General features: G+C 51.8%; 21 protein-coding genes and 3 pseudogenes. 19 read left to right on the forward strand and 5 right to left on the reverse strand.

What is annotated here, in order from left to right:
* The first annotated feature begins 16 nt into the window (after positions 1-16).
* The 13 genes from L1P05_RS17265 to L1P05_RS17320 all read left to right on the forward strand — a co-directional run bounded on the left by L1P05_RS17265 (position 17) and on the right by L1P05_RS17320 (position 11,457).
* Entirely contained in the window at positions 17-334 is a 318-nt protein-coding gene (locus L1P05_RS17265) for a VirB3 family type IV secretion system protein (protein ID WP_000496058.1), read from the forward strand.
* On the forward strand, positions 334-2,934 hold the full coding sequence (locus L1P05_RS17270) for a VirB4 family type IV secretion/conjugal transfer ATPase (protein WP_001749961.1): 2,601 nt from the start codon (positions 334-336) through the stop codon (positions 2,932-2,934). The genes L1P05_RS17265 and L1P05_RS17270 overlap by 1 nt, the downstream gene beginning before the upstream one ends.
* 17 nt (positions 2,935-2,951) lie before the next feature.
* The gene (locus tag L1P05_RS17275) at positions 2,952-3,665 is read left to right on the forward strand and encodes a TrbJ/VirB5 family protein (protein ID WP_001749960.1); all 714 of its coding nucleotides are present in this window, start codon (positions 2,952-2,954) and stop codon (positions 3,663-3,665) included.
* Between the two features lie 7 nt (positions 3,666-3,672).
* Complete coding sequence (eexN, locus tag L1P05_RS17280; protein WP_001749959.1) at positions 3,673-3,900, forward strand: IncN-type entry exclusion lipoprotein EexN; 228 nt, start codon at positions 3,673-3,675, stop codon at positions 3,898-3,900.
* A gap of 15 nt (positions 3,901-3,915) precedes the next feature.
* Positions 3,916-4,956, forward strand: a complete 1,041-nt coding sequence (locus tag L1P05_RS17285) for a TrbL/VirB6 family protein (RefSeq protein WP_001749958.1) — start codon at positions 3,916-3,918, stop codon at positions 4,954-4,956.
* 100 nt (positions 4,957-5,056) lie between these two features.
* Positions 5,057-5,185: a conjugal transfer protein TraN gene (locus L1P05_RS17530; protein WP_071882546.1), complete on the forward strand. Its 129-nt coding sequence runs from the start codon at positions 5,057-5,059 to the stop codon at positions 5,183-5,185.
* Positions 5,175-5,873: a VirB8 family type IV secretion system protein gene (locus L1P05_RS17290; protein WP_000646594.1), complete on the forward strand. Its 699-nt coding sequence runs from the start codon at positions 5,175-5,177 to the stop codon at positions 5,871-5,873. The genes L1P05_RS17530 and L1P05_RS17290 overlap by 11 nt, the downstream gene beginning before the upstream one ends.
* Positions 5,874-6,029: 156 nt before the next feature.
* Positions 6,030-7,052: an IS21 family transposase gene (gene istA / locus L1P05_RS17295; RefSeq protein WP_012846921.1), complete on the forward strand. Its 1,023-nt coding sequence runs from the start codon at positions 6,030-6,032 to the stop codon at positions 7,050-7,052.
* Complete coding sequence (gene istB / locus L1P05_RS17300) at positions 7,049-7,831, forward strand: IS21-like element ISSen3 family helper ATPase IstB (RefSeq protein ID WP_012846920.1); 783 nt, start codon at positions 7,049-7,051, stop codon at positions 7,829-7,831. Before istA ends, istB begins: the two co-directional genes overlap by 4 nt.
* Before the next feature lie 74 nt (positions 7,832-7,905).
* On the forward strand, positions 7,906-8,727 hold the full coding sequence (locus L1P05_RS17305; protein WP_019706045.1) for a TrbG/VirB9 family P-type conjugative transfer protein: 822 nt from the start codon (positions 7,906-7,908) through the stop codon (positions 8,725-8,727).
* Entirely contained in the window at positions 8,727-9,887 is a 1,161-nt protein-coding gene (gene virB10, locus L1P05_RS17310) for a type IV secretion system protein VirB10 (RefSeq protein WP_000101710.1), read from the forward strand. The genes L1P05_RS17305 and virB10 overlap by 1 nt, the downstream gene beginning before the upstream one ends.
* A 41-nt stretch (positions 9,888-9,928) precedes the next feature.
* Entirely contained in the window at positions 9,929-10,924 is a 996-nt protein-coding gene (locus tag L1P05_RS17315; RefSeq protein ID WP_000128596.1) for an ATPase, T2SS/T4P/T4SS family, read from the forward strand.
* Positions 10,924-11,457: a phospholipase D family nuclease gene (locus tag L1P05_RS17320; protein WP_000792636.1), complete on the forward strand. Its 534-nt coding sequence runs from the start codon at positions 10,924-10,926 to the stop codon at positions 11,455-11,457. Before L1P05_RS17315 ends, L1P05_RS17320 begins: the two co-directional genes overlap by 1 nt.
* A gap of 173 nt (positions 11,458-11,630) precedes the next feature.
* Here L1P05_RS17320 and L1P05_RS17535 read toward each other — a convergent pair whose 3' ends face one another.
* A complete protein-coding gene (locus tag L1P05_RS17535; RefSeq protein ID WP_011742557.1) occupies positions 11,631-11,936 on the reverse strand; it encodes a DUF6710 family protein in 306 nt (101 codons plus the stop codon).
* A 248-nt stretch (positions 11,937-12,184) separates the two neighbouring features.
* Here L1P05_RS17535 and L1P05_RS17330 point away from each other — a divergent pair.
* Positions 12,185-12,364 (forward strand): annotated as a pseudogene (locus L1P05_RS17330) (ArsR/SmtB family transcription factor); the annotation flags it as partial.
* 64 nt (positions 12,365-12,428) lie between these two features.
* A complete protein-coding gene (locus L1P05_RS17335; RefSeq protein WP_001067855.1) occupies positions 12,429-13,133 on the forward strand; it encodes an IS6-like element IS26 family transposase in 705 nt (234 codons plus the stop codon).
* Between the two features lie 45 nt (positions 13,134-13,178).
* On the opposite strand, the pseudogene L1P05_RS17340 reads toward L1P05_RS17335, so the two are convergent.
* The 3 genes and pseudogenes from L1P05_RS17340 to tet(D) all read right to left on the reverse strand — a co-directional run.
* A pseudogene (locus tag L1P05_RS17340) lies at positions 13,179-13,601 on the reverse strand (alpha/beta hydrolase-fold protein); the annotation flags it as partial.
* A gap of 21 nt (positions 13,602-13,622) precedes the next feature.
* Entirely contained in the window at positions 13,623-14,732 is a 1,110-nt protein-coding gene (locus L1P05_RS17345; RefSeq protein ID WP_000842134.1) for an S-(hydroxymethyl)glutathione dehydrogenase/class III alcohol dehydrogenase, read from the reverse strand.
* 94 nt (positions 14,733-14,826) lie between these two features.
* On the reverse strand, positions 14,827-16,011 hold the full coding sequence (gene tet(D) / locus L1P05_RS17350; RefSeq protein WP_001039466.1) for a tetracycline efflux MFS transporter Tet(D): 1,185 nt from the start codon (positions 16,009-16,011) through the stop codon (positions 14,827-14,829).
* Between the two features lie 95 nt (positions 16,012-16,106).
* Between tet(D) and tetR(D) the strand changes: the two genes are divergently transcribed.
* The gene (gene tetR(D) / locus L1P05_RS17355) at positions 16,107-16,763 is read left to right on the forward strand and encodes a tetracycline resistance transcriptional repressor TetR(D) (protein WP_000113282.1); all 657 of its coding nucleotides are present in this window, start codon (positions 16,107-16,109) and stop codon (positions 16,761-16,763) included.
* A gap of 11 nt (positions 16,764-16,774) precedes the next feature.
* A pseudogene (locus L1P05_RS17360) lies at positions 16,775-17,335 on the forward strand (IS6-like element IS26 family transposase); the annotation flags it as partial.
* A gap of 19 nt (positions 17,336-17,354) precedes the next feature.
* On the opposite strand, the gene L1P05_RS17365 reads toward L1P05_RS17360, so the two are convergent.
* Positions 17,355-20,360 carry a Tn3-like element Tn3 family transposase gene (locus tag L1P05_RS17365; protein ID WP_001143760.1) on the reverse strand — a complete coding sequence of 1,002 codons (3,006 nt, stop codon included), beginning with the start codon at positions 20,358-20,360 and terminating at the stop codon, positions 17,355-17,357.
* Between the two features lie 163 nt (positions 20,361-20,523).
* Here L1P05_RS17365 and L1P05_RS17370 point away from each other — a divergent pair, with 163 nt between their 5' ends.
* The gene (locus L1P05_RS17370) at positions 20,524-21,081 is read left to right on the forward strand and encodes a recombinase family protein (RefSeq protein WP_001235713.1); all 558 of its coding nucleotides are present in this window, start codon (positions 20,524-20,526) and stop codon (positions 21,079-21,081) included.
* 182 nt (positions 21,082-21,263) lie between these two features.
* A complete protein-coding gene (locus L1P05_RS17375; protein WP_000027057.1) occupies positions 21,264-22,124 on the forward strand; it encodes a broad-spectrum class A beta-lactamase TEM-1 in 861 nt (286 codons plus the stop codon).
* The last annotated feature ends 44 nt before the right edge of the window (positions 22,125-22,168 follow it).

Raw genomic sequence — 22,168 nt, forward strand, 5'->3', positions numbered from 1 at the left:
AGTGAGGACTACAAAGATGTTCGTTGACGGGAAAAGACCGCTTTTCAAAGGTGCGACTCGCTTACCTCGCGCGCTGGGTGTACCACGTAATGTAGCTATGATGATATTCATGATTTCTGCCTCGCTTTTTATGATTATTCATATGTGGGCGATTCTGGTGTTCGTCTTTTTGTGGATTCCTTCAGCTGCATTAACAAAATATGACGACCGCATGTTTCGAATTATGGGCCTGTGGTTGAAAACCAAATTCAGTAATTGGTTTGATTCTCCGTTTAAGCAGTGGGGAGGATCGTCTTATTCCTCTGTTGACTACAAACGTAAGGGTTTAAAATAATGAGAGCTGCCACCGCTACGAAGCCAAAAAAAATTGATGCCTACCGTAAGGAGCCATCAGTAAATAAAAAGTATTTGCCCTATTCTTATCACCTCAATGATTACGTGATTTCGATGGAAAACGGCGATCTGATGGCTTTTTTCAAGCTGGATGGCCGCACACATGACTGCGCATCAGATCGGGAACTGGTCACCTGGCATAAAGACCTTAATACGCTGGTCAAGAGCTTCGGAACAGACCATGTAGAGCTGTGGACGCATGAATATCACCATGAGGCTAAAGAGTACCCGGATGGTGAGTATGACCATTTTTTCCCTGCTTATGTTGATCAATATAACCGTAAGCTGCACGGTGATTCCAAGCAGCTGATTAATGACCTTTATCTGACCGTTATTTACAAACAGGTAGGGGATAAAACACAGAAGTTTCTGGCGAAATTTGAAAAGCCGACTCGTGACGAAATTCAGCAAATGCAGAATGAGGCGCTTGAAGGTCTGGAAGATATTTCTGAACAAATCCTGGAAGCAATGAAGCCGTATGGCATTCAGCAGTTGGGTATCTATTATCGTGACAAACGCGGTGTTGAAATTCCTGCGCCTGATAAAAAAGAACGTGAAGAACTTGCTGAAGTCGATGAATCAGACATTTTTGACGAAGCCATTGTTATCGAACGCAACGAGCCTGAACCTTCGCAGGCTCACGCTTATTCAAAAGCGCTGGAGTTCCTTTATTTCCTCGCAAATATGGAATGGGCCATCGTGCCTGTTTGCCGTGATCGTATCCGTGAGTACATCATGGACAACCGCCCTGTTAGCTCCCTGTGGGGGGATGTTGTCCAGATCAGAACGGTAGATCACAACTTCTATACCACCGGCATTGAATTTCGTGAATACGAAGAAGATACAGAGCCAGGCCAGCTTAACATGCTTAAAGAAGCCGATTTTGAATACCTTCTGACGCAGAGTTTTTCTTGCCTCTCTGAATCTTCAGCTAAAACGTTTCTGACGCATCAGGAAAAATCTTTGCAGGAAACGCGCGACCGTGCGCAAAGCCAGCTGGCACAGCTTGGTACTGCGCTCGATATGCTGACGTCCAGAGAGTTCGTGATGGGCTACCATCATGGAACCGTGCATGTCTGGGATAATGACCAAAACGCGGTACAGCGCAAAGCGCGTCGTGTGAAGGTTATGCTAACCGGCTGTGGCGTGGTTGGCGGGACTATCAGCCTGGCCTCTGAGGCTGCATATTATGCGAGACTGCCTGGCAACCAGAAATGGGCGCCGCGCCCGGTTCCGATAAACTCATGGAACTTCCTGCACTTCAGCCCGTTCCACAATTTTATGCGTGGCAAGCCTGACAATAACCCGTGGGGGCCAGCGCTGACCATGTTCCGCACGATCAGCGGTACGCCACTCTATTTTAATTTCCATGTGACCCCGCTTGAAGAACTTTCCTACGGTAAACGCCCGCTGGGCCATGCGTTAATAACGGGTATGTCGGGGGAAGGTAAAACCACGCTGCTTAACTTCCTGCTGGCGCAGTCAATGAAGTACAACCCGCGGCTTTTTGTTTATGACCGTGACCGCGGTATGGAGCCGTTCATTCGAAGCGTTGGTGGCTACTATAAAGTTCTGCAACAGGGTATGCCGTCCGGGTTTGCCCCGCTTCAGATTGAACCGACCAAACGCAATATTGCCCTCATTAAAAACCTGTTCCGCATTTGTGTGGAAACCACCAATAACGGGCCTATCAGCGCAACGATGGCTACCGAACTGGCTGAAGGCGTTGATGCGGTTATGGGGGAAGGCTCACTTATTCCACGCGAGGCGCGCACCGTTACTATCCTGGACGGGTACGTGAATGAAGTTGTGGAAAATGGCGTATCACTGAAAGGGCTGCTGCGCGAATGGACGCGCGAAGGCCAGTATGGCTGGCTGTTTGACAATGATAAAGACAGCCTGGATCTCAGCGCGAATGATATTTTTGGCTTCGATTTATCCGAGTTTATCGCAGCCAAAGAGGAAGTATCCAGCCCGGCCCGTACTCCGCTCATGATGTACCTTCTGTACCGGGTACGTGACTCCATCGACGGCAAACGCCGCGTCATTCAGTGCTTTGACGAGTTCCACGCCTACCTTGACGATCCGGTTATCGAGCGTGAAGTTAAGCGTGGTATCAAAACTGACCGTAAGAAAGACGCTATCTATGTGTTTGCCACGCAGGAGCCGAACGATGCGCTGTCCAGCCGTATTGGCCGCACGATCATGTCGCAGACCGTCACAAAAATCTGCCTGCGCGATCCGGAAGCTATCCGAGAGGATTATGCCTTCCTTACTGATGCTGAATACGACGCGCTGATGTCGATTACCGAACACTCCAGACAGTTCCTGGTTAAACAAGGGCAACAGTCTGCGATTGCTTCTTTCAATCTCTACCCTCGCAACAGCGACGATATTGATGCAGATATTAAGACAATGGACAACGTTCTTAGCGTGTTGTCCGGTGAACCACAAAACGCCGAAATTGCGCATGAGCTGGTTGAACGGCTCGGTAATGACCCTGAAGTATGGCTCAAAGAATACTGGCGCCTGACGGCTTAACAACGAGGCAAAACACCATGAAAAAAACACTGACGGCAGTATTGCTGACCACCGGCCTGATTCTGGGAGGCGCGCAAAGCGCTTCCGCAGGCATCATCGTGACCAACCCTACTGAGCTGGCTAAACAGGTCGAGCAGCTTCAGCAAATGGCGCAGCAGCTGGAGCAGCTTAAAAGCCAGCTGCAAACGCAGAAAAATATGTATGAGTCGATGGCAAAGACAACCAACCTGGGCGATCTGCTGGGGACGTCTACCAGCACGCTGGCAAATAATTTGCCGGACAACTGGAAGGAGATCTACAGCGACGCCATGAACTCCAGTTCTTCCGTCACGCCTTCAGTTAACAGCATGATGGGCCAGTTTAATGCGGAAGTTGACGACATGACGCCCAGCGAAGCAATTACCTACATGAACAAAAAGCTGGCTGAAAAAGGCGCTTATGACCGCGTTATGGCAGAAAAAGCCTACAACAACCAGATGCAGGAACTAACCGATATGCAGGAGCTGACGGAGCAGATTAAAACGACTCCAGACCTGAAATCGATTGCTGACTTACAGGCCCGTATCCAGACGTCACAGGGTGCTATTCAGGGTGAGCAGGCGAAGCTGAATCTGATGAACATGTTGCAGCAGTCACAGGACAAGCTATTACGTGCGCAGAAAGAACGTGCCACCCACAATTTTGTTTTTGGAACCGGCGGGGACGTTACCGCGTCACCTTCAATTAACTGAGGTAATTATGAAAAAACTACTGCTTGTTATCCCTTTCCTCCTGGTGGCCTGCGATGCCTCGCATGACGTGGAGTGGTACAAAAAACATGAGAAAGAGCGCAAGGCAACAATTCAGGAATGCAAGAAAGACGCGGATGAACTTCAGAAACCTGATTGCAAAAACGCGCGCGAAGCCGATCGTCAGCTGTTTGTGTTCGGCAAAAAAGACGGCGAAATCAATTCACCGAAAATTTAGGAGTAAGGAGGCAATATGGCATTCACCCTAGTCGCAGACATTTTCGCAAAAGTAGACGGGGCGATTACGTCAATGGTGAGCGCCAATGTTGCCACCATTATCTCTGATGTAACGCCTCTGATTGCCACCTGTCTGACAATCAAGCTGATGGTTCAGGGGATGTACTCAGCGTTTAATCCGGGGGCGGGCGACAGCCTGAGTTCGCTGATTAAAGAGTATCTTTCCATAGCCCTTATCCTGAGCTTTGCAACGGCGGGCGGCTGGTATCAACAGGAACTGGTCAACGTGGCGCTTCACCTGCCGGATGATTTTGCCGGGATACTGTCTGCCCCTAATAAAGTCGGTGCAAGTGGCGTACCGGCGATTATTGATAGCGGTATTGAAAAAGGTATCAAGATCGTCAACACCGCATGGGAAGCCGCAGACGTGTTTTCATCGAGCGGCCTGGCCGCGTATGCCATTGGCGGCATTATGATGATTGCTACCGTTGTGCTGGGCGGCCTCGGTGCGGGCTTTGTGATCATGGCTAAGATCCTTCTGGCCGTTACGCTTTGTTTTGGCCCGATTGCAATCTTCTGCCTGCTGTGGGGAGCGACAAAAAACATCTTTGCTCGCTGGCTGGCGTCGGTCATTAACTATGGCCTTGTCGTCGTCATTCTTGCGCTCGTGTTTGGTTTCATCATGCAGATGTTCGACAACCTCCTGTCCTCGATGAACTCTGATGCCGCTTACTCATCAATCACTGGTTCTATCTCCGCCTTATTACTGACGGTCATTTCCGTTTTCGTTCTGTTCCAGATTCCGCAAATTGCCGCCAGCTGGGGTAGCGGTATCAGCGCCGGAGTTGCTGACGCCGCACGCTCTACGGGTTCTTCCATGCAGGCGCTTGGCAATATGGGCAGCCACGGCATGTTTGGCGGTAATGCGTTCAGAGGCGGTAACAGTGGCGGCGGCCAGCAATCGGCAGGTGGAGGAAGTGGCAGCAACAGCGGAGGAAGCAGTGGTTCTAATTTAAGTGGTAAGGCAAGGGGCAGTCGCGGGAAGAAGGCTGCATAAAATTAAAACAAAAGTCGTTGAAATTGCAATTTCGGCGACTTATTATAATTAGTACGTTCAACAACCGATAATGGATGCCGTAATGCGCAGCTTATTGCTTATGGGAGTTCTTCTGATTAGCGCCTGTTCCAGCGGGCATAAACCGCCACCGGAGCCGGACTGGAGCAACACCGTTCCAGTAAACAAAACAATCCCGGTTGATACGCAAGGTGGTGCAAATGAAAGCTAATAAAAAAACAGGGCTTACACGTGAAGCCATTAAAGAGTTCAACGAAAGCCGTAAAGGGCTTGAAGTTGATCTGATGGATGAAGTGCTGAAGTCCCGGCGTACCGCCTGGATGGTTGCCACCGGTTCAGCGGTGGTAACTGTTTTTGCACTCTCTTTAGTTGGTTACGTGGTGCATAAGTACAGCCAGCCAATCCCCGCACATCTGCTAACGCTCAACGAGGCCACTCACGAAGTACAGCAGGTCAAGCTGACCCGCGACCAGACCTCTTATGGTGACGAAATTGATAAGTTCTGGCTGACACAATATGTCATTCACCGTGAGAGCTATGACTTCTATTCAGTTCAGGTCGACTATACGGCCGTTGGCTTAATGTCCACGCCGAACGTGGCAGAGTCTTACCAGAGCAAGTTCAAGGGCCGCAACGGTCTTGATAAGGTTCTGGGCGACAGTGAAACGACCCGCGTGAAGATTAACTCTGTGATCCTCGATAAACCGCACGGCGTAGCAACGATACGCTTTACTACGGTTCGCCGCGTGCGCAGCAATCCCGTTGATGATCAGCCGCAGCGCTGGATTGCCATTATGGGGTATGAATATAAATCGCTGGCGATGAATGCTGAGCAGCGTTATGTCAACCCGCTGGGTTTCCGCGTGACGAGTTATCGCGTCAACCCTGAAGTTAACTGAGGGCTGCCCCATGAAAAAACTACTTCTTTCAGCAGTCGTTTTGTCAGTCCTGGGAGGCGCGGCCACTAACTGTTACCAACGGTGCGAAAGTGATCCATATCCGACGCCTGAAATTAGATCCAGGGGTTAATCTGCTCTCCTGATTCGGGAGAGCTTATGGTCACTTTTGAGACAGTTATGGAAATTAAAATCCTGCATAAGCAGGGTATGAGCAGTCGGGCGATCGCCAGGGAACTGGGTATCTCCCGTAACACCGTAAAGCGTTATCTGCGTGCGCAGTCTGAGCCGCCAAAATATACGCCGCGTCCCGCAACCGCTTCACTCCTGGATGAATACCGGGACTATATTCGGCAACGCATCGCCGATGCTCATCCTTATAAAATCCCTGCAACGGTCATCGCCCGCGAGATCACGGAGCAGGGTTATCGTGGTGGCATGACCATCCTGAGAGAGTTCATACGTTCACTTGCCATTCCTCAGGAACAGGAGCCTGTCGTGCGCTTCGAAACAGAGCCAGGACGACAGATGCAGGTTGACTGGGGCACCATGCGTAATGGCAAATCACCACTTCATGTGTTCGTTGCCGTTCTGGGGTTCAGCAGAATGCTGTATATCGAGTTCACTGACAATATGCGCTACGACACCCTGGAAGAATGCCACCGTAATGCGTTCAGCTTCTTCGGTGGCGTACCGCGTGAAGTGCTCTACGACAACATGAAAACGGTAGTGCTACAGCGCGATGCTTATCGGGCCGGGCAACACCGGTTCAACCCTTCACTGTGGCAGTTCGGCAAAGAGATGGGCTTCTCTCCACGGCTGTGCCGCCCCTTCAGAGCACAGACTAAAGGCAAGGTGGAGCGGATGGTGCAGTACACCCGCAACAGCTTCTACATCCCGCTAATGACTCGCCTGCGTCCGTTGGGGATCACCGTCGATGTTGAAACAGCCAACCGCTACGGCCTGCGCTGGTTGCACGATGTCGCTAACCAGCGCAGGCACGAAACAATACAGACCCGTCCCTGCGATCGCTGGATCGAAGAGCAGCAGTCCATGCTGGCTCTACCGACGGAGAAAAAACAGTATGACGTGCAGGTAGACGAAAGCCTGGTGACCTTCGACAGGCAGCCACTGCACCACCCGCTATCCATCTATGACACGTTCTGCAGAGGAGCCGCATGATGGTGGAACTGCAACATCAACGGCTGATGGTGCTTGCCGAACAGCTGCAACTGGACAGTCTGATCAGCGCAGCGCCAGCCCTGTCACAGCAGGCAGTGGAGCAGGAATGGAGTTACATGGACTTCCTGGAGCATCTGCTTCACGAAGAGAAACTGGCCCGACATCAGCGTAAACAGGCAATGTATACCCGGATGGCGGCCTTCCCGGCAGTGAAAACGTTCGAAGAATACGACTTTACCTTCGCCACCGGTGCGCCGCAGAAGCAGATCCAGTCGCTGCGTTCACTGAGCTTCATAGAGCGCAACGAAAACATCGTGTTGCTGGGGCCATCCGGCGTGGGGAAAACGCATCTGGCAATAGCAATGGGCTACGAAGCGGTACGGGCGGGTATCAAGGTTCGCTTCACTACGGCGGCGGATCTCTTGCTTCAGCTGTCCACGGCACAACGCCAGGGGCGCTATAAAACAACGCTTCACCGTGGCGTGATGGCACCAAAGCTGCTCATCATCGATGAAATAGGCTACCTGCCGTTCAGCCAGGAAGAAGCCAAGCTGTTCTTCCAGGTCATCGCCAAACGTTATGAAAAGAGCGCGATGATCCTGACCTCCAACCTGCCGTTCGGGCAGTGGGATCAGACGTTCGCCGGTGATGCGGCGCTAACATCCGCGATGCTGGACCGGATCTTACACCACTCACACGTTGTTCAAATAAAAGGAGAGAGTTATCGACTGAAACAGAAACGAAAGGCCGGGGTTATCGCTGAAGCTAATCCTGAGTAAAACGGTGGATCAATATTAGACCGTCGGTGGAGATGTAAGTGGATCACTTTTTACCCGTCGTTGACACTAACGTTATGGCGCTTGAGGTTGGCCGCAATTCTCCTTATGACTATCGCATTAAAAGCGTTGTTTATAACCCTGTTAATGTGGTCAAAATTGACGCTATCGCCGGTGTGGCTACCCACATTGTTGTCGCGCCTGACGAAACCTATATCACTCATGCTTTTGGCGATTCTGAAAGCTGGACGTTTGCGCACAAAATGAACCATTTTTTTGTGAAGCCGAAACAGGCCATGAGTGATACCAACCTGGTGATCGTCACCGATAAGCGCACCTATAACATCGTCCTCCATTTCATCGGTGAAGAAACGAAGAAAAATGCAGACGGTACGGTATCAAAATCCTTTATTGAAACGCCGTGGGCTGTGCGCCAGGCCGTTCTTCAGCTGACCTATGAATATCCGTTTGAGCAGCAGGAAAAAGCCAAAAGCGCGGCTGATAAAAAACGCATTACGCAGAAGCTGAAGCAGACGGCTTTTGCGGGGGCGAAGAACTATCAGTACGTAATGAGCGAACAGCCTGAAATGCGCAGCATCCAGCCGGTTCACGTCTGGGATAACTACCGCTTTACCCGGTTTGAGTTTCCGGCCAATGCGGAGTTACCGCAGGTCTACATGATCTCGGCCAGTGGCAAAGAAACGCTGCCTAACTCTCATGTTGTGGGTGAGAACCGCAACATCATCGAGGTGGAAACCGTCGCTAAAGAGTGGCGTATTCGTCTGGGCGATAAAGTCGTTGGCGTTCGTAATAATAATTTCGCGCCGGGCGCCGGTGCGGTAGCAACCGGTACGGCTTCCCCGGATGTGCGCAGGGTTCAAATTGGGGAGGATAACTGATGGCCCGTAAAAGTGTCGATGTAGATCAGGAACTCGATGAAAACACCGGAGACGGTGAATTTGAAAGCGAGCGTGGCGGATTTAAAGGCAGTAACCGCCGTTCGGCTCCTGGTATGAAAGCCTTTGTCATACTGATGGCGCTGCTTGCTTTGGTATTCATCGGGATTACGGTCATGGGTAAAATTCGCACCCCGGCTAAAGCTGAAGCTGATAAAGACGGTGGTAAAGCGCAACAGGCCAATACACTGCCAAACTACAGCTTTAACAGCGATCCTGATGTTAATAAACCTGCAACTGCGCAGAATAGCGCCACTGATGCCCGTGCTGTGCAGGCTGCCGCACAGGCAGATGCAGATGCGGGCAGCAGCAATACCGCCGCGCGTACCTCTAATAAGCGTAAAGAACCTTCGCCTGAAGAACTGGCTATGCAGCGTCGTCTGGGCGGCGAGCTGGCCCAGACTAATCAGGCGGCTACAAGCAATAGTCCCGGAGTGCAGCCCCAGGACAACGAAACAAGCGAAGGTAGTTCAGCACTCGCTAAAAACCTGACTCCTGCAAGGCTGAAGGCTAGCCGCGCTGGAGTCATGGCTAATCCCAGCCTGACTGTTCCGAAAGGCAAAATGATCCCCTGTGGTACCGGCACCGAGCTGGATACCACTGTTCCGGGTCAGGTTTCCTGCCGGGTTTCACAGGACGTTTACTCAGCTGATGGACTCGTTAGGCTGATTGATAAAGGCTCATGGGTTGACGGGCAGATTACCGGTGGTATCAAAGACGGCCAGGCGCGCGTGTTTGTTCTCTGGGAGCGTATCCGCAATGACCAGGACGGGACAATCGTTAATATTGACAGTGCCGGAACGAACTCACTCGGCAGCGCGGGGATTCCGGGCCAGGTGGATACCCATATGTGGGAGCGTCTGCGTGGTGCGATCATGATTTCGTTGTTCTCTGACACCTTAACGGCGCTGGTTAACCAGACGCAGAGTAATAACATTCAGTACAACAGCACAGAAAACAGCGGTGAGCAGCTGGCGTCTGAAGCACTTCGCTCTTACATGTCTATCCCCCCTACCCTCTACGATCAGCAGGGTGATGCGGTGAGCATTTTTGTTGCCCGCGACCTCGATTTCAGCGGCGTTTATACGCTCGCAGACAACTAAAAAAGTGGGCGCTTAGCGCCCGCTTTTCTTCAGGAGTAATCATGACTGATGCAGCTTTCTATCAACTTGGCCCACTGCGCGAGTATTTAGAAGATCCTACTGTTTTTGAAATTCGCATTAACTGCTTTCAGGAAGTTATCTGTGATACGTTCAGCGGCCGCAGGGTTGTGCAGAACGCGGCAATTACGGCAGATTTTATTAGGAACCTTGCTAAATCGTTGGTGAGCAGCAACAAGCTGACCATGCAGGCCATTAATGACGTGATCCTGCCTGGCGGGATCAGGGGCGTTATCTGTCTGCCCCCTGCGGTGATTGACGGTACAACGGCCGTAGCGTTTCGTAAGGATTTGGCGGCCGATAAAAATCTGGAGCAGCTGACCAGCGAGGGGATTTTCAGTGACTGCCGGAAGATTACCGGCAGCAAGCAAAGCCTAACGGATGATGATTTTTTCCTTAAAGAGCTGCACAGCAGCGAAAAATGGCCCGCATTCCTGCAAACCGCCGTTGAGAAGAAACGCACTATCGTGATCTGCGGTGAAACCGGGTCGGGGAAAACGGTACTCACGCGCGCGCTGTTAAAATCGCTACATAAAGACGAGCGTGTAATTATTTTAGAGGACGTTCACGAAGTCACGGTCGATCACGTTGTAGAAGCCGTTTATATGATGTACGGCGATGCAGGAAAGATCGGCCGCGTCAGCGCCACTGATGCCCTGCGAGCCTGTATGCGTCTGACACCGGGCCGTATCATCATGACTGAGCTTAGGGATGATGCTGCGTGGGATTATCTTAAAGCACTTAATACCGGCCATCCAGGCGGTGTTATGTCAACGCACGCTAACTCTGCGCGCGATGCCTTTAACCGTATTGGGCTGCTTATCAAGGCGACCCCTATCGGCCGTATGCTCGATATGAGCGATATTATGCGAATGCTCTACTCCACCATTGACGTTGTGGTGCATATGGAAAAGCGGAAAATCAAAGAAATTTATTTTGACCCTGAATATAAAATGCAGTGTGTGAACGGGAGCCTGTAATGAAAAACTTAGCAACCTGGCTTCTGGCCGCAGCATTTACGACAGCCGCCCTGCCCGCCTTTGCGGTGGAACCATCCGTTCAGGTTGGCTACTCGCCTGAAGGAAGCGCCCGCGTTCTCGTCCTGAGCGCCATTGACTCCGCAAAAACCTCGATACGGATGATGGCTTATTCTTTTACCGCCCCGGATATTATGAAGGCACTGGTAGCAGCCAAAAAACGGGGAGTTGATGTGAAAATCGTAATTGATGAAAGGGGCAATACGGGGCGCGCCAGCATTGCGGCCATGAACTACATAGCGAACAGCGGCATCCCTTTGCGTACTGACAGTGATTTCCCTATCCAGCATGACAAGGTGATCATCGTGGATAATGTGACCGTTGAAACTGGCAGCTTTAATTTCACCAAAGCGGCCGAAACGAAAAACTCGGAGAATGCGGTGGTGATCTGGAACATGCCTAAGCTCGCTGAATCATTCCTCGAACACTGGCAAGACCGCTGGAATCGGGGGAGAGACTACCGTTCCAGCTACTGAATACTGACCGCCGAAAGGCGGTTTTTTTTGTTCAAAGAAACTGATCTCAGTATCGCGCACGGGGCAGCTGGCCAACGTCGCCGGCATCGCGCCGGCAAAAATCGAAAAACAGAAATATCAGCAAGATAGCTTAAACAGGTGTCGGGAAATTTCGTTGAGATATTTTGAAGGAATCACAGTGTAAGCAGGCGGCCTATTTCAAAAAAGGCGGCTGTACGGTAGTCACTGACTCTCTCGCAGATCTTCCCGCTCATGTACCAGTAATACCCGTCAGTGCTGACAATATCGAGCAAATACCGCATATCATAAACCGTATCGGGTATTACCTCACCCTCACCGGCCAGAACGCCGCTGGCAATAGAATGGTTCCCTCCTCGTACAAAGCCTATCCGCCAGGGCAACCACAAAGTAACGCGGTGGTTAATATCCTGTACCCACGGATTGCCCTTAGCGCTGCCTATATGGGGTCTGAGGTCCAACCATGCGAAAAACCACGTTAAGAAAGCAACCTTCTGAAAAGGCGACGTTTATCAGTTTTTTTTCCGGCCATAAAGGGGGCGGAAATTATTCCCTGCACGGGTATTCGCAAGGATTTCGGTAGTGCTCTGGCTCTGCCCCCCATAACCTGGCGGACAGAGCATGATTGGGAAAGCGGTACCCTCACGGCAGAAACGATTGACGCAGGCTATATTTCTATTATTCTGGAAATATAGATAAAGGAGGTATTATGGATTTAAACACTGCTGCAAACGCACTTCGAGAACTGGGCCACCCGACACGTCTCAGCATATACCGGGAGCTGGTCAGGGCGGGTCATGAAGGCCTGCCGGTTGGCGAACTGCAGAAGCACCTTGAGATTCCTGCCTCCACGCTCAGCCATCATCTTTCAGCGCTGATATCCGCTGGACGGCACTGTTGCAAATAGTCGGTGGTGATAAACTTATCATCCCCTTTTGCTGATGGAGCTGCACATGAACCCATTCAAAGGCCGGCATTTTCAGCGTGACATCATTCTGTGGGCCGTACGCTGGTACTGCAAATACGGCATCAGTTACCGTGAGCTGCAGGAGATGCTGGCTGAACGCGGAGTGAATGTCGATCACTCCACGATTTACCGCTGGGTTCAGCGTTATGCGCCTGAAATGGAAAAACGGCTGCGCTGGTACTGGCGTAACCCTTCCGATCTTTGCCCGTGGCACATGGATGAAACCTACGTGAAGGTCAATGGCCGCTGGGCGTATCTGTACCGGGCCGTCGACAGCCGGGGCCGCACTGTCGATTTTTATCTCTCCTCCCGTCGTAACAGCAAAGCTGCATACCGGTTTCTGGGTAAAATCCTCAACAACGTGAAGAAGTGGCAGATCCCGCGATTCATCAACACGGATAAAGCGCCCGCCTATGGTCGCGCGCTTGCTCTGCTCAAACGCGAAGGCCGGTGCCCGTCTGACGTTGAACACCGACAGATTAAGTACCGGAACAACGTGATTGAATGCGATCATGGCAAACTGAAACGGATAATCGGCGCCACGCTGGGATTTAAATCCATGAAGACGGCTTACGCCACCATCAAAGGTATTGAGGTGATGCGTGCACTACGCAAAGGCCAGGCCTCAGCATTTTATTATGGTGATCCCCTGGGCGAAATGCGCCTGGTAAGCAGAGTTTTTGAAATGTAAGGCCTTTGAATAAGACAAAAGGCTGCCTCATCGCTAACTTTGCAACAGTGCCCGTTTTTCCGATGTGCCGAAATGCCCGCTTACCAGGGTGTGCAGCTCATTCAGAATATAATCATACATCTGATAATGCGCTTTCCACGGCTCCTGTGTGGCATTGACATAAAACCCGGCACCCTGGCCGAGATCGTACTCTTTATCATCCGCCACCTGACTGCCGCGCGGACTGGTATCCGGCGCGACAATCACCAGGCCGTGTTCCGCTGCGTAACGCTGTGCCCCGGCTTTGGTGATAAAATTCTGCTCGTTGCAGGTCAGCCCGGAAAGCCAGTACAGCACAGGACATTTCTCTGTTTTTGCCTGCGGCGGCAGAAACACGGAAAAAGTCATCGGCGTGCCGGTCACCGCAGAGTGGTGACGCCAGACTTCCTGGCTGCCGCCGAAACAGACGTGATGTTCAATCCGTTCCATAGTATCTCCCTGAATACGTTATCAGTAATGAATGACTGTGCGGATGGATTTGCCGTCGTGCATCAAATCAAAAGCTTCATTGATTTTATCCAGTTCCATGGTGTGCGTGACAAACGGCGCCAGCTCGATTTTGCCGCTCATGGCATCTTCCACCATTCCCGGCAACTGGGTACGCCCTTTCACGCCGCCGAACGCCGTGCCTTTCCAGACCCGGCCGGTCACCAGCTGGAACGGACGGGTTGAAATCTCTTTTCCGGCACCCGCCACCCCGATAATTACCGACTGCCCCCAGCCACGGTGCGCACTTTCCAGCGCCGACCGCATCACATTGACATTGCCGATACATTCAAAGGTATGATCCACACCCCATTTGGTCATTTCGACCAGCACCTGCTGAACAGGTTTGTCATAATCATTGGGATTAATGCAGTCTGTGGCGCCGAACTGTTTTGCCAGCTCAAACTTGGATGGATTGGTATCGATGGCAAAGATGCGCCCCGCTTTTGCCTGACGTGCGCCCTGCACCACGGCCAGCCCGATACCGCCGAGGCCGAATACCGCCACAGAATCCCCTTCCTGTACCTTCGCGGTATTGTGTACCGCGCCGATCCCGGTGGTCACGCCGCAGCCGAGCAGGCAAACCTGCTCCGCATTGGCCTGCGGATTGATTTTCGCCAGTGATACTTCCGCCACAACGGTATATTCGCTGAATGTCGAGCAGCCCATATAGTGATAGAGCGGCTGACCGTTATACGAAAAACGGCTGGTGCCGTCCGGCATCACGCCTTTGCCCTGGGTTTCGCGGACGGCAACACAGAGGTTGGTTTTACCGGAGGTACAGAAATCACACTCGCCGCACTCGGCGGTGTACAGCGGGATCACATGGTCGCCCGGTTTCACACTGGTCACGCCCTCACCGACCTCAACCACCACCCCGGCACCTTCATGGCCGAGCACCACCGGGAACAGACCTTCCGGATCATCACCGGAAAGCGTGTAGGCATCGGTATGGCATACCCCGGTGTGACTGATTTTCACCAGCACTTCACCTTTCTTCGGCGGTGCCACATCAATTTCAACAATTTCAAGGGGTAAACCCGGCCCGAAGGCGACTGCTGCGCGTGATTTCATAACGGTTCCTCTGTGTCTGAGGCTTATCATGGCAGGCGATAAGCACGAATGCCGTCCACCATACCGCACAACAGCGCTGCCTGTATAGCGCCGGTCAGCAGGTGGCCGCCACCGGTGCCGGTTTTCTGATCAGCAGACAGATTGCCAGCAGCAGACCGTACAGTGCCGTGCCAATCAGCCACACCGTACCGTCCGCACTCTGCTGTGTCTGACTGAAAATAAAAGCAAACAGCAGCGGGCCCGCCACGCCGGTCAGATTGGTCAGGCTGACCAGCACACCCTGTAGTTTTCCCTGATTTGCCGCCGATGCCCCGGCAGAGATAATGCCCTGCAATGCAGGCAGTGCAATTCCGCCGCCTGCCAGCAGGATCAGGACCGGATACACCATCCATCCGGAAGTGATAGCAGACATCAGTAAAAACGCGGTGGCATCGGCAATAAATCCGGCGAAAATAATGGTTTTCTCACTCAGCCGTTTTGCCAGCGCCCCGGCAACCACCGCCTGAAACAGTGCATGCATCGCCCCGAGTCCCGCCAGTGAAAAACCGACCGCCGCGCTGTCCCAGGCAAAGCGGCTCTCCGTAAACAATACCCAGACAGTGGCCGGGATCTGCCCGATAAGCTGCGCGGTAAAAAAGACAAACAGCAACAGCGCCAGAGGTTTAAGCAGTGTGATAAAGCTGATACCTGCGCTTTCTTGTTTCTGCTCCGCCGGTTTTTCTTCTGTCTGTACCGCCGGTTTAAAGATAAAAAAGACCATCAGAAAGGTGCAGGCATTCAGTATTGCCGCAATGACAAACGGCAGATGCGGTGAGATATCCCCCGCCAGTCCGCCGATAGCCGGCCCGGCAATCAGCCCGGCACCAAAGGCCGCACCGAGACGGCCGAACCAGGCGGTACGCTCGCTGACCGCCGTGCTGTCCGCCACTACCGAAGCCGCAACCGCGCCGGTGGCACCAGTGATCCCGGAGATAATCCGCCCGAGATACAACATCCACAGCACATTGGACAGTGCCAGCAGTGTGTAATCAAACGCGGCACCCGCCAGGGATAACAGCAGCACCGGTCTGCGCCCCAGCTTATCTGACCATCTGCCCAGCAGCGGAGCAAAACAGACCTGCATCACCGCATACAGCGCCAGCAGAATGCCGTAATGGTTTGCCACATCCGCTTCCGGGAGATATTCCCGCAGCAGTGACGGTAATACCGGCATGATCAGACCAATTCCCATCGCGTCCAGCAGTGTAATCACCAGCGCGATGACAGCGGGTTTATTCATTTTTCAGATCCTGTGTTAATTCCCTATCATTGATAGAGTTGGAATATATCCCTATCAATGATAGAGTGTCAATCTGAAAATCGGAGGAGACGGTCATGGCACGGCTGAACAGAGAATCGGTTATTGATGCGGCACTGGAACTGCTGAATGAGACAGGGATTGACGGGCTGACGACCCGCAAGCTGGCGCAGAAGCTGGGAATAGAACAGCCGACACTTTACTGGCATGTGAAAAATAAACGGGCGTTACTGGATGCGCTGGCGGTGGAGATCCTGGCGCGTCATCATGATTATTCACTGCCTGCGGCGGGGGAATCCTGGCAGTCATTTCTGCGCAATAATGCAATGAGTTTCCGCCGGGCGCTGCTGCGTTACCGTGACGGGGCAAAAGTGCACCTCGGCACCCGCCCTGATGAAAAACAGTATGATACGGTGGAAACCCAGTTACGCTTTATGACAGAAAACGGCTTTTCACTGCGCGACGGGTTATATGCGATTTCAGCGGTCAGTCATTTTACCCTTGGTGCCGTACTGGAGCAGCAGGAGCATACTGCCGCCCTGACCGACCGCCCTGCAGCACCGGACGAAAACCTGCCGCCGCTATTGCGGGAAGCGCTGCAGATTATGGACAGTGATGATGGTGAGCAGGCCTTTCTGCATGGCCTGGAGAGCCTGATCCGGGGGTTTGAGGTGCAGCTTACGGCACTGTTGCAAATAGTCGGTGGTGATAAACTTATCATCCCCTTTTGCTGATGGAGCTGCACATGAACCCATTCAAAGGCCGGCATTTTCAGCGTGACATCATTCTGTGGGCCGTACGCTGGTACTGCAAATACGGCATCAGTTACCGTGAGCTGCAGGAGATGCTGGCTGAACGCGGAGTGAATGTCGATCACTCCACGATTTACCGCTGGGTTCAGCGTTATGCGCCTGAAATGGAAAAACGGCTGCGCTGGTACTGGCGTAACCCTTCCGATCTTTGCCCGTGGCACATGGATGAAACCTACGTGAAGGTCAATGGCCGCTGGGCGTATCTGTACCGGGCCGTCGACAGCCGGGGCCGCACTGTCGATTTTTATCTCTCCTCCCGTCGTAACAGCAAAGCTGCATACCGGTTTCTGGGTAAAATCCTCAACAACGTGAAGAAGTGGCAGATCCCGCGATTCATCAACACGGATAAAGCGCCCGCCTATGGTCGCGCGCTTGCTCTGCTCAAACGCGAAGGCCGGTGCCCGTCTGACGTTGAACACCGACAGATTAAGTACCGGAACAACGTGATTGAATGCGATCATGGCAAACTGAAACGGATAAGGGGTCTGACGCTCAGTGGAACGAAAACTCACGTTAAGCAACGTTTTCTGCCTCTGACGCCTCTTTTAATGGTCTCAGATGTCCTTTGGTCACCAGTTCTGCCAGCGTGAAGGAATAATGGCCGAGCATATTGATATGTCCGTGGCAAAGCGGGGAGAGGCGTGCGATATCTTCATCATTCAGTGTTTCACCCTGCGCCCGGAGATGATCCAGGGCTGCCTGCATATAAATAGTGTTCCATAACACGACGGCGTTAGTGACCAGCCCCAGTGTGCCCAGTTGATCTTCCTGACCGTCGGTATATCGTTTTCTTATCTCACCTTTTTGACCGTGACAGATGGCTCTGGCAACGGCATGGCGACTTTCTCCCCGATTAAGCTGGGTCAGAATGCGCCGGCGGTAATCTTCATCATCAATATAATTAAGCAGATACAGCGTTTTGTTGATGCGCCCCACTTCAATGATTGCCTGAGTCAGTCCGGAAGGACGTTCACTTTTCAGCAATGAACGGACCAGCACTGAAACCTGTACTTTGCCCAGCTTCAGGGAGCCAGCGGTCCGGATCATTTCGTCCCACTGAAGGACTATTTTTCGGGGATCTGATTGCCCTCTGGCAATATCATTCAGCACGCCATAGTCGGCATCATGGTCCATTCGCCAGAAAACCGAAGCACCGGCATCAGCCAGGCGTGGAGAAAACTGGTATCCCAGCAGCCAGAAAAGGCCAAAGACAAGTTCGCTGGCACCTGCTGTATCGGTCATAATTTCGGTTGGATTCAGCCCGGTCTCCTGTTCCAGAAGACCTTCCAGCACAAAGATAGAGTCCCTCAGCGTCCCCGGTATAACGATGCCATGAAAGCCGGAATACTGATCGGACACAAAGTTGTACCAGGTGATCCCTCTGTTATTACCAAAGTATTTGCGGTTCGGTCCGGCATTGATTGTTCTGACTGGCGTAACAAAGCGCATTCCATCTGCAGATGCCACTTCTCCTCCACCCCATATCTGTGCCAGTGGCAGCGTTGCCTGAAAATCAACCAGTCTGGCATTAGCGCTGGTGATAGTTTCAGCCCGCAGATAGTTCGCTTTTGTCCAGTTCAGCCGGTGTCGGGTCAGTGCAGGAACATTTGATCTGATCAGTGGTTCCAGACCGATATTGCAGGCTTCAGCCATCAGCACGGCGCTGATGCTGACGGGCAGATCATCAACTCTGGCACTGGCTTCACTAGCATGGAAAAACTCATCAGCAAATCCGGTATGGGCGTTAATTTCGAGCAGCAACTCCGTTAAATCCACCGGAGGGAGTAGATCACTGATCATTTTGCTCAGTCGTTTCAGACTGTCCGGCTCATCAAGACTGGCGAGGGGAGAAATTGTCAACCGGGGCTTCGGGCCAGAAACATCGAGTTCGACAGCCTCATTTTCGCAAAGACGTGCAGCAACCTGTCTGTAACGACTATCAAGCTGATGACCCAGAGATTTTATTGCTTCCTGCGGGTCTGTCGGGTGCCCCAAAGAACGATAAACCTTAATCCGGTTTGCCTGCCAGTCAGCACCCTGTAGTAATCTTGCACGAGGATCTCCCCACCGGTTACTGCCGGTAACGTAGACATCCCTCCGCCTCAGACTATCCTGCAGTTTACTGAGAAAGCAGAGCGTGTATCCCCTGCGGGTGATATGTTTTTCCTTGTTAATCACCAGCCGTTTCCATGACCGACTGATAATTTCCGTTGGTGCGTCGTCAAAAAACTGCCGCCGTGAGCTGAACTCCCGGCTGAGGTAGTCACAGGCATTCAGAGTGGTAACCCCGGCAGGTGCGGATGAAAATTTAACGGTATTCAGCAGATGGGGCAGGAAACGACGAACGCGCCCGTACTGCTCCACCATTTCTTCATGAAAATTATCGTCTGAGGGCCGGGCAATTTCACGGACAAGCGTGATGATTTCAGCCAGCTTTTGCCTTGGGATGTAGCTGAACACCTCAGCACGAATCGATTCGTCCGGTGTTTCTTCTTTCAGCAGGTACGAACATGCGCTGGCGAGCGCCAATGCAGATTTATCCAGATCCTTCAGCGAGCGGAGCCGTTTTTTCTGCCCAATCTTTCTGGCGTCACGGATGATAACGGCCAGCATGGCGTCCAGAACGTCCAATGCATCATCCAGCGCCAGCGTTTCCCATGCAAGGACAAAGGCAACCAGAACCGCCATCCTTTTCTGCGGTGACATCCTGGCAATATTGAACACCGAAGTCATACCAGCATAACGTGCGAGATTTTTCAGGCGCACAGCCGGGAGTGTACTCAGGTTTTCAGCATGCAGGCCAAAATCGTTCAGAGTTTTCCAGCGTTCAATTGCTTCATTAAACGCCGGACCACTGATGGTCACAGGGCCCTTTTTCAGTGATTCCAGTAAAGACAGGCGGCTGCAATCAGTTGGCCCCAGCAGCATCTCCAGCTGTGAACGCTGTTCGGCTGACGGTATCAGTGCCAGTTTGTTCCACAGGCGCAACGTCGCCTTTTCCCTTACCTCTGAAATCAACCGGGTCAGCGTAGTGGCTCCGGGGAGAATAATACGATGTTGCATAAGCCACCCTGTCGCCAGATCGAAAAGCAGGCCAGGACGTTCGTTGCTTATCCAGCTCCGGGTATATAAAAGACGGGTAAGGCGAAATGTCCAGGGCCAGGCAAATTCACGATACTGATAGTGCTGACGTATCAGCGCTGCATGCTCACGGCGGGTATTTTCCCTCTGACCGTATTCTGCAAGAACGGTGATATCACGAATCCCGAGCTGTCTGGCGGTAAAATGCCGGACGCCGGAAGGAATATGATTCATATCGGTGAGGAAGGTGCCCAGAAAACGGACACATCCAATTTGCAGGGCAATGCCCAGACGGTTGTGATCACCTCTGCTTTTTCCGATAAATTCCTTGTCTGCTTCATCAAGGTGAAAATATCGTGCCAGCTGAAGCTCATCCGGTTCACCGGTGAATCTGCCATAGCTTTCAGTCTGCTCAGTGGTCAGAAAGTCAACGGGCATATCGGCCTCCCTGCCTGACGGGCATTTAGTAACATTTTTCCAACCGTACGAAATGTTATAAATTATCGGACATCGTAAAACTGTTACATTAATATGTCTATTAAATCGTAAATTTGTAATAATAGACATGAGTTGTCCGATATTCGATTTAAGGTACATTTTTATGCGACTTTTTGGTTACGCTCGGGTCTCAACCAGTCAGCAGTCTCTTGATCTTCAGGTCAGAGCACTCAAAGACGCAGGTGTGAAAGCAAACCGTATATTTACCGATAAGGCATCCGGCAGTTCAACAGACCGGGAAGGGCTGGATTTGCTGAGGATGAAGGTGGAGGAAGGTGATGTCATTCTGGTTAAGAAGCTCGACCGTCTTGGCCGCGACACTGCCGATATGATCCAACTGATAAAGGAATTTGACGCTCAGGGCGTGGCAGTCCGGTTCATTGATGACGGGATCAGTACCGACGGTGATATGGGGCAAATGGTGGTCACCATCCTGTCGGCTGTGGCACAGGCTGAACGCCGGAGGATCCTAGAACGCACGAATGAGGGCCGACAGGAAGCAAAGCTGAAAGGAATCAAATTTGGCCGCAGGCGTACCGTGGACAGGAACGTCGTGCTGACGCTTCATCAGAAGGGCACTGGTGCAACGGAAATTGCTCATCAGCTCAGTATTGCCCGCTCCACGGTTTATAAAATTCTTGAAGACGAAAGGGCCTCGTGATACGCCTATTTTTATAGGTTAATGTCATGATAATAATGGTTTCTTAGACGTCAGGTGGCACTTTTCGGGGAAATGTGCGCGGAACCCCTATTTGTTTATTTTTCTAAATACATTCAAATATGTATCCGCTCATGAGACAATAACCCTGGTAAATGCTTCAATAATATTGAAAAAGGAAGAGTATGAGTATTCAACATTTTCGTGTCGCCCTTATTCCCTTTTTTGCGGCATTTTGCCTTCCTGTTTTTGCTCACCCAGAAACGCTGGTGAAAGTAAAAGATGCTGAAGATCAGTTGGGTGCACGAGTGGGTTACATCGAACTGGATCTCAACAGCGGTAAGATCCTTGAGAGTTTTCGCCCCGAAGAACGTTTTCCAATGATGAGCACTTTTAAAGTTCTGCTATGTGGTGCGGTATTATCCCGTGTTGACGCCGGGCAAGAGCAACTCGGTCGCCGCATACACTATTCTCAGAATGACTTGGTTGAGTACTCACCAGTCACAGAAAAGCATCTTACGGATGGCATGACAGTAAGAGAATTATGCAGTGCTGCCATAACCATGAGTGATAACACTGCTGCCAACTTACTTCTGACAACGATCGGAGGACCGAAGGAGCTAACCGCTTTTTTGCACAACATGGGGGATCATGTAACTCGCCTTGATCGTTGGGAACCGGAGCTGAATGAAGCCATACCAAACGACGAGCGTGACACCACGATGCCTGCAGCAATGGCAACAACGTTGCGCAAACTATTAACTGGCGAACTACTTACTCTAGCTTCCCGGCAACAATTAATAGACTGGATGGAGGCGGATAAAGTTGCAGGACCACTTCTGCGCTCGGCCCTTCCGGCTGGCTGGTTTATTGCTGATAAATCTGGAGCCGGTGAGCGTGGGTCTCGCGGTATCATTGCAGCACTGGGGCCAGATGGTAAGCCCTCCCGTATCGTAGTTATCTACACGACGGGGAGTCAGGCAACTATGGATGAACGAAATAGACAGATCGCTGAGATAGGTGCCTCACTGATTAAGCATTGGTAACTGTCAGACCAAGTTTACTCATATATACTTTAGATTGATTTAAA

It is taken from the genome of Edwardsiella piscicida (assembly GCF_021733145.1).
Taxonomy (GTDB): domain Bacteria; phylum Pseudomonadota; class Gammaproteobacteria; order Enterobacterales; family Enterobacteriaceae; genus Edwardsiella; species Edwardsiella piscicida.

Coding starts and splice junctions, on each gene's coding strand:
- L1P05_RS17275 (WP_001749960.1), top strand. CDS start 2,952: ATGAAAAAAACACTGACGGCAGTATTGCTGACCACCGGCCTGATTCTG.
- virB10 (WP_000101710.1), top strand. CDS start 8,727: ATGGCCCGTAAAAGTGTCGATGTAGATCAGGAACTCGATGAAAACACC.
- L1P05_RS17530 (WP_071882546.1), top strand. CDS start 5,057: ATGGGAGTTCTTCTGATTAGCGCCTGTTCCAGCGGGCATAAACCGCCA.
- L1P05_RS17365 (WP_001143760.1), bottom strand. CDS start 20,360: ATGCCCGTTGACTTTCTGACCACTGAGCAGACTGAAAGCTATGGCAGA.
- istB (WP_012846920.1), top strand. CDS start 7,049: ATGATGGTGGAACTGCAACATCAACGGCTGATGGTGCTTGCCGAACAG.
- L1P05_RS17345 (WP_000842134.1), bottom strand. CDS start 14,732: ATGAAATCACGCGCAGCAGTCGCCTTCGGGCCGGGTTTACCCCTTGAA.
- L1P05_RS17270 (WP_001749961.1), top strand. CDS start 334: ATGAGAGCTGCCACCGCTACGAAGCCAAAAAAAATTGATGCCTACCGT.
- eexN (WP_001749959.1), top strand. CDS start 3,673: ATGAAAAAACTACTGCTTGTTATCCCTTTCCTCCTGGTGGCCTGCGAT.
- L1P05_RS17285 (WP_001749958.1), top strand. CDS start 3,916: ATGGCATTCACCCTAGTCGCAGACATTTTCGCAAAAGTAGACGGGGCG.
- L1P05_RS17265 (WP_000496058.1), top strand. CDS start 17: ATGTTCGTTGACGGGAAAAGACCGCTTTTCAAAGGTGCGACTCGCTTA.
- L1P05_RS17335 (WP_001067855.1), top strand. CDS start 12,429: ATGAACCCATTCAAAGGCCGGCATTTTCAGCGTGACATCATTCTGTGG.
- L1P05_RS17305 (WP_019706045.1), top strand. CDS start 7,906: ATGGCGCTTGAGGTTGGCCGCAATTCTCCTTATGACTATCGCATTAAA.
- L1P05_RS17290 (WP_000646594.1), top strand. CDS start 5,175: ATGAAAGCTAATAAAAAAACAGGGCTTACACGTGAAGCCATTAAAGAG.
- L1P05_RS17320 (WP_000792636.1), top strand. CDS start 10,924: ATGAAAAACTTAGCAACCTGGCTTCTGGCCGCAGCATTTACGACAGCC.
- L1P05_RS17370 (WP_001235713.1), top strand. CDS start 20,524: ATGCGACTTTTTGGTTACGCTCGGGTCTCAACCAGTCAGCAGTCTCTT.
- L1P05_RS17375 (WP_000027057.1), top strand. CDS start 21,264: ATGAGTATTCAACATTTTCGTGTCGCCCTTATTCCCTTTTTTGCGGCA.
- L1P05_RS17315 (WP_000128596.1), top strand. CDS start 9,929: ATGACTGATGCAGCTTTCTATCAACTTGGCCCACTGCGCGAGTATTTA.
- istA (WP_012846921.1), top strand. CDS start 6,030: ATGGTCACTTTTGAGACAGTTATGGAAATTAAAATCCTGCATAAGCAG.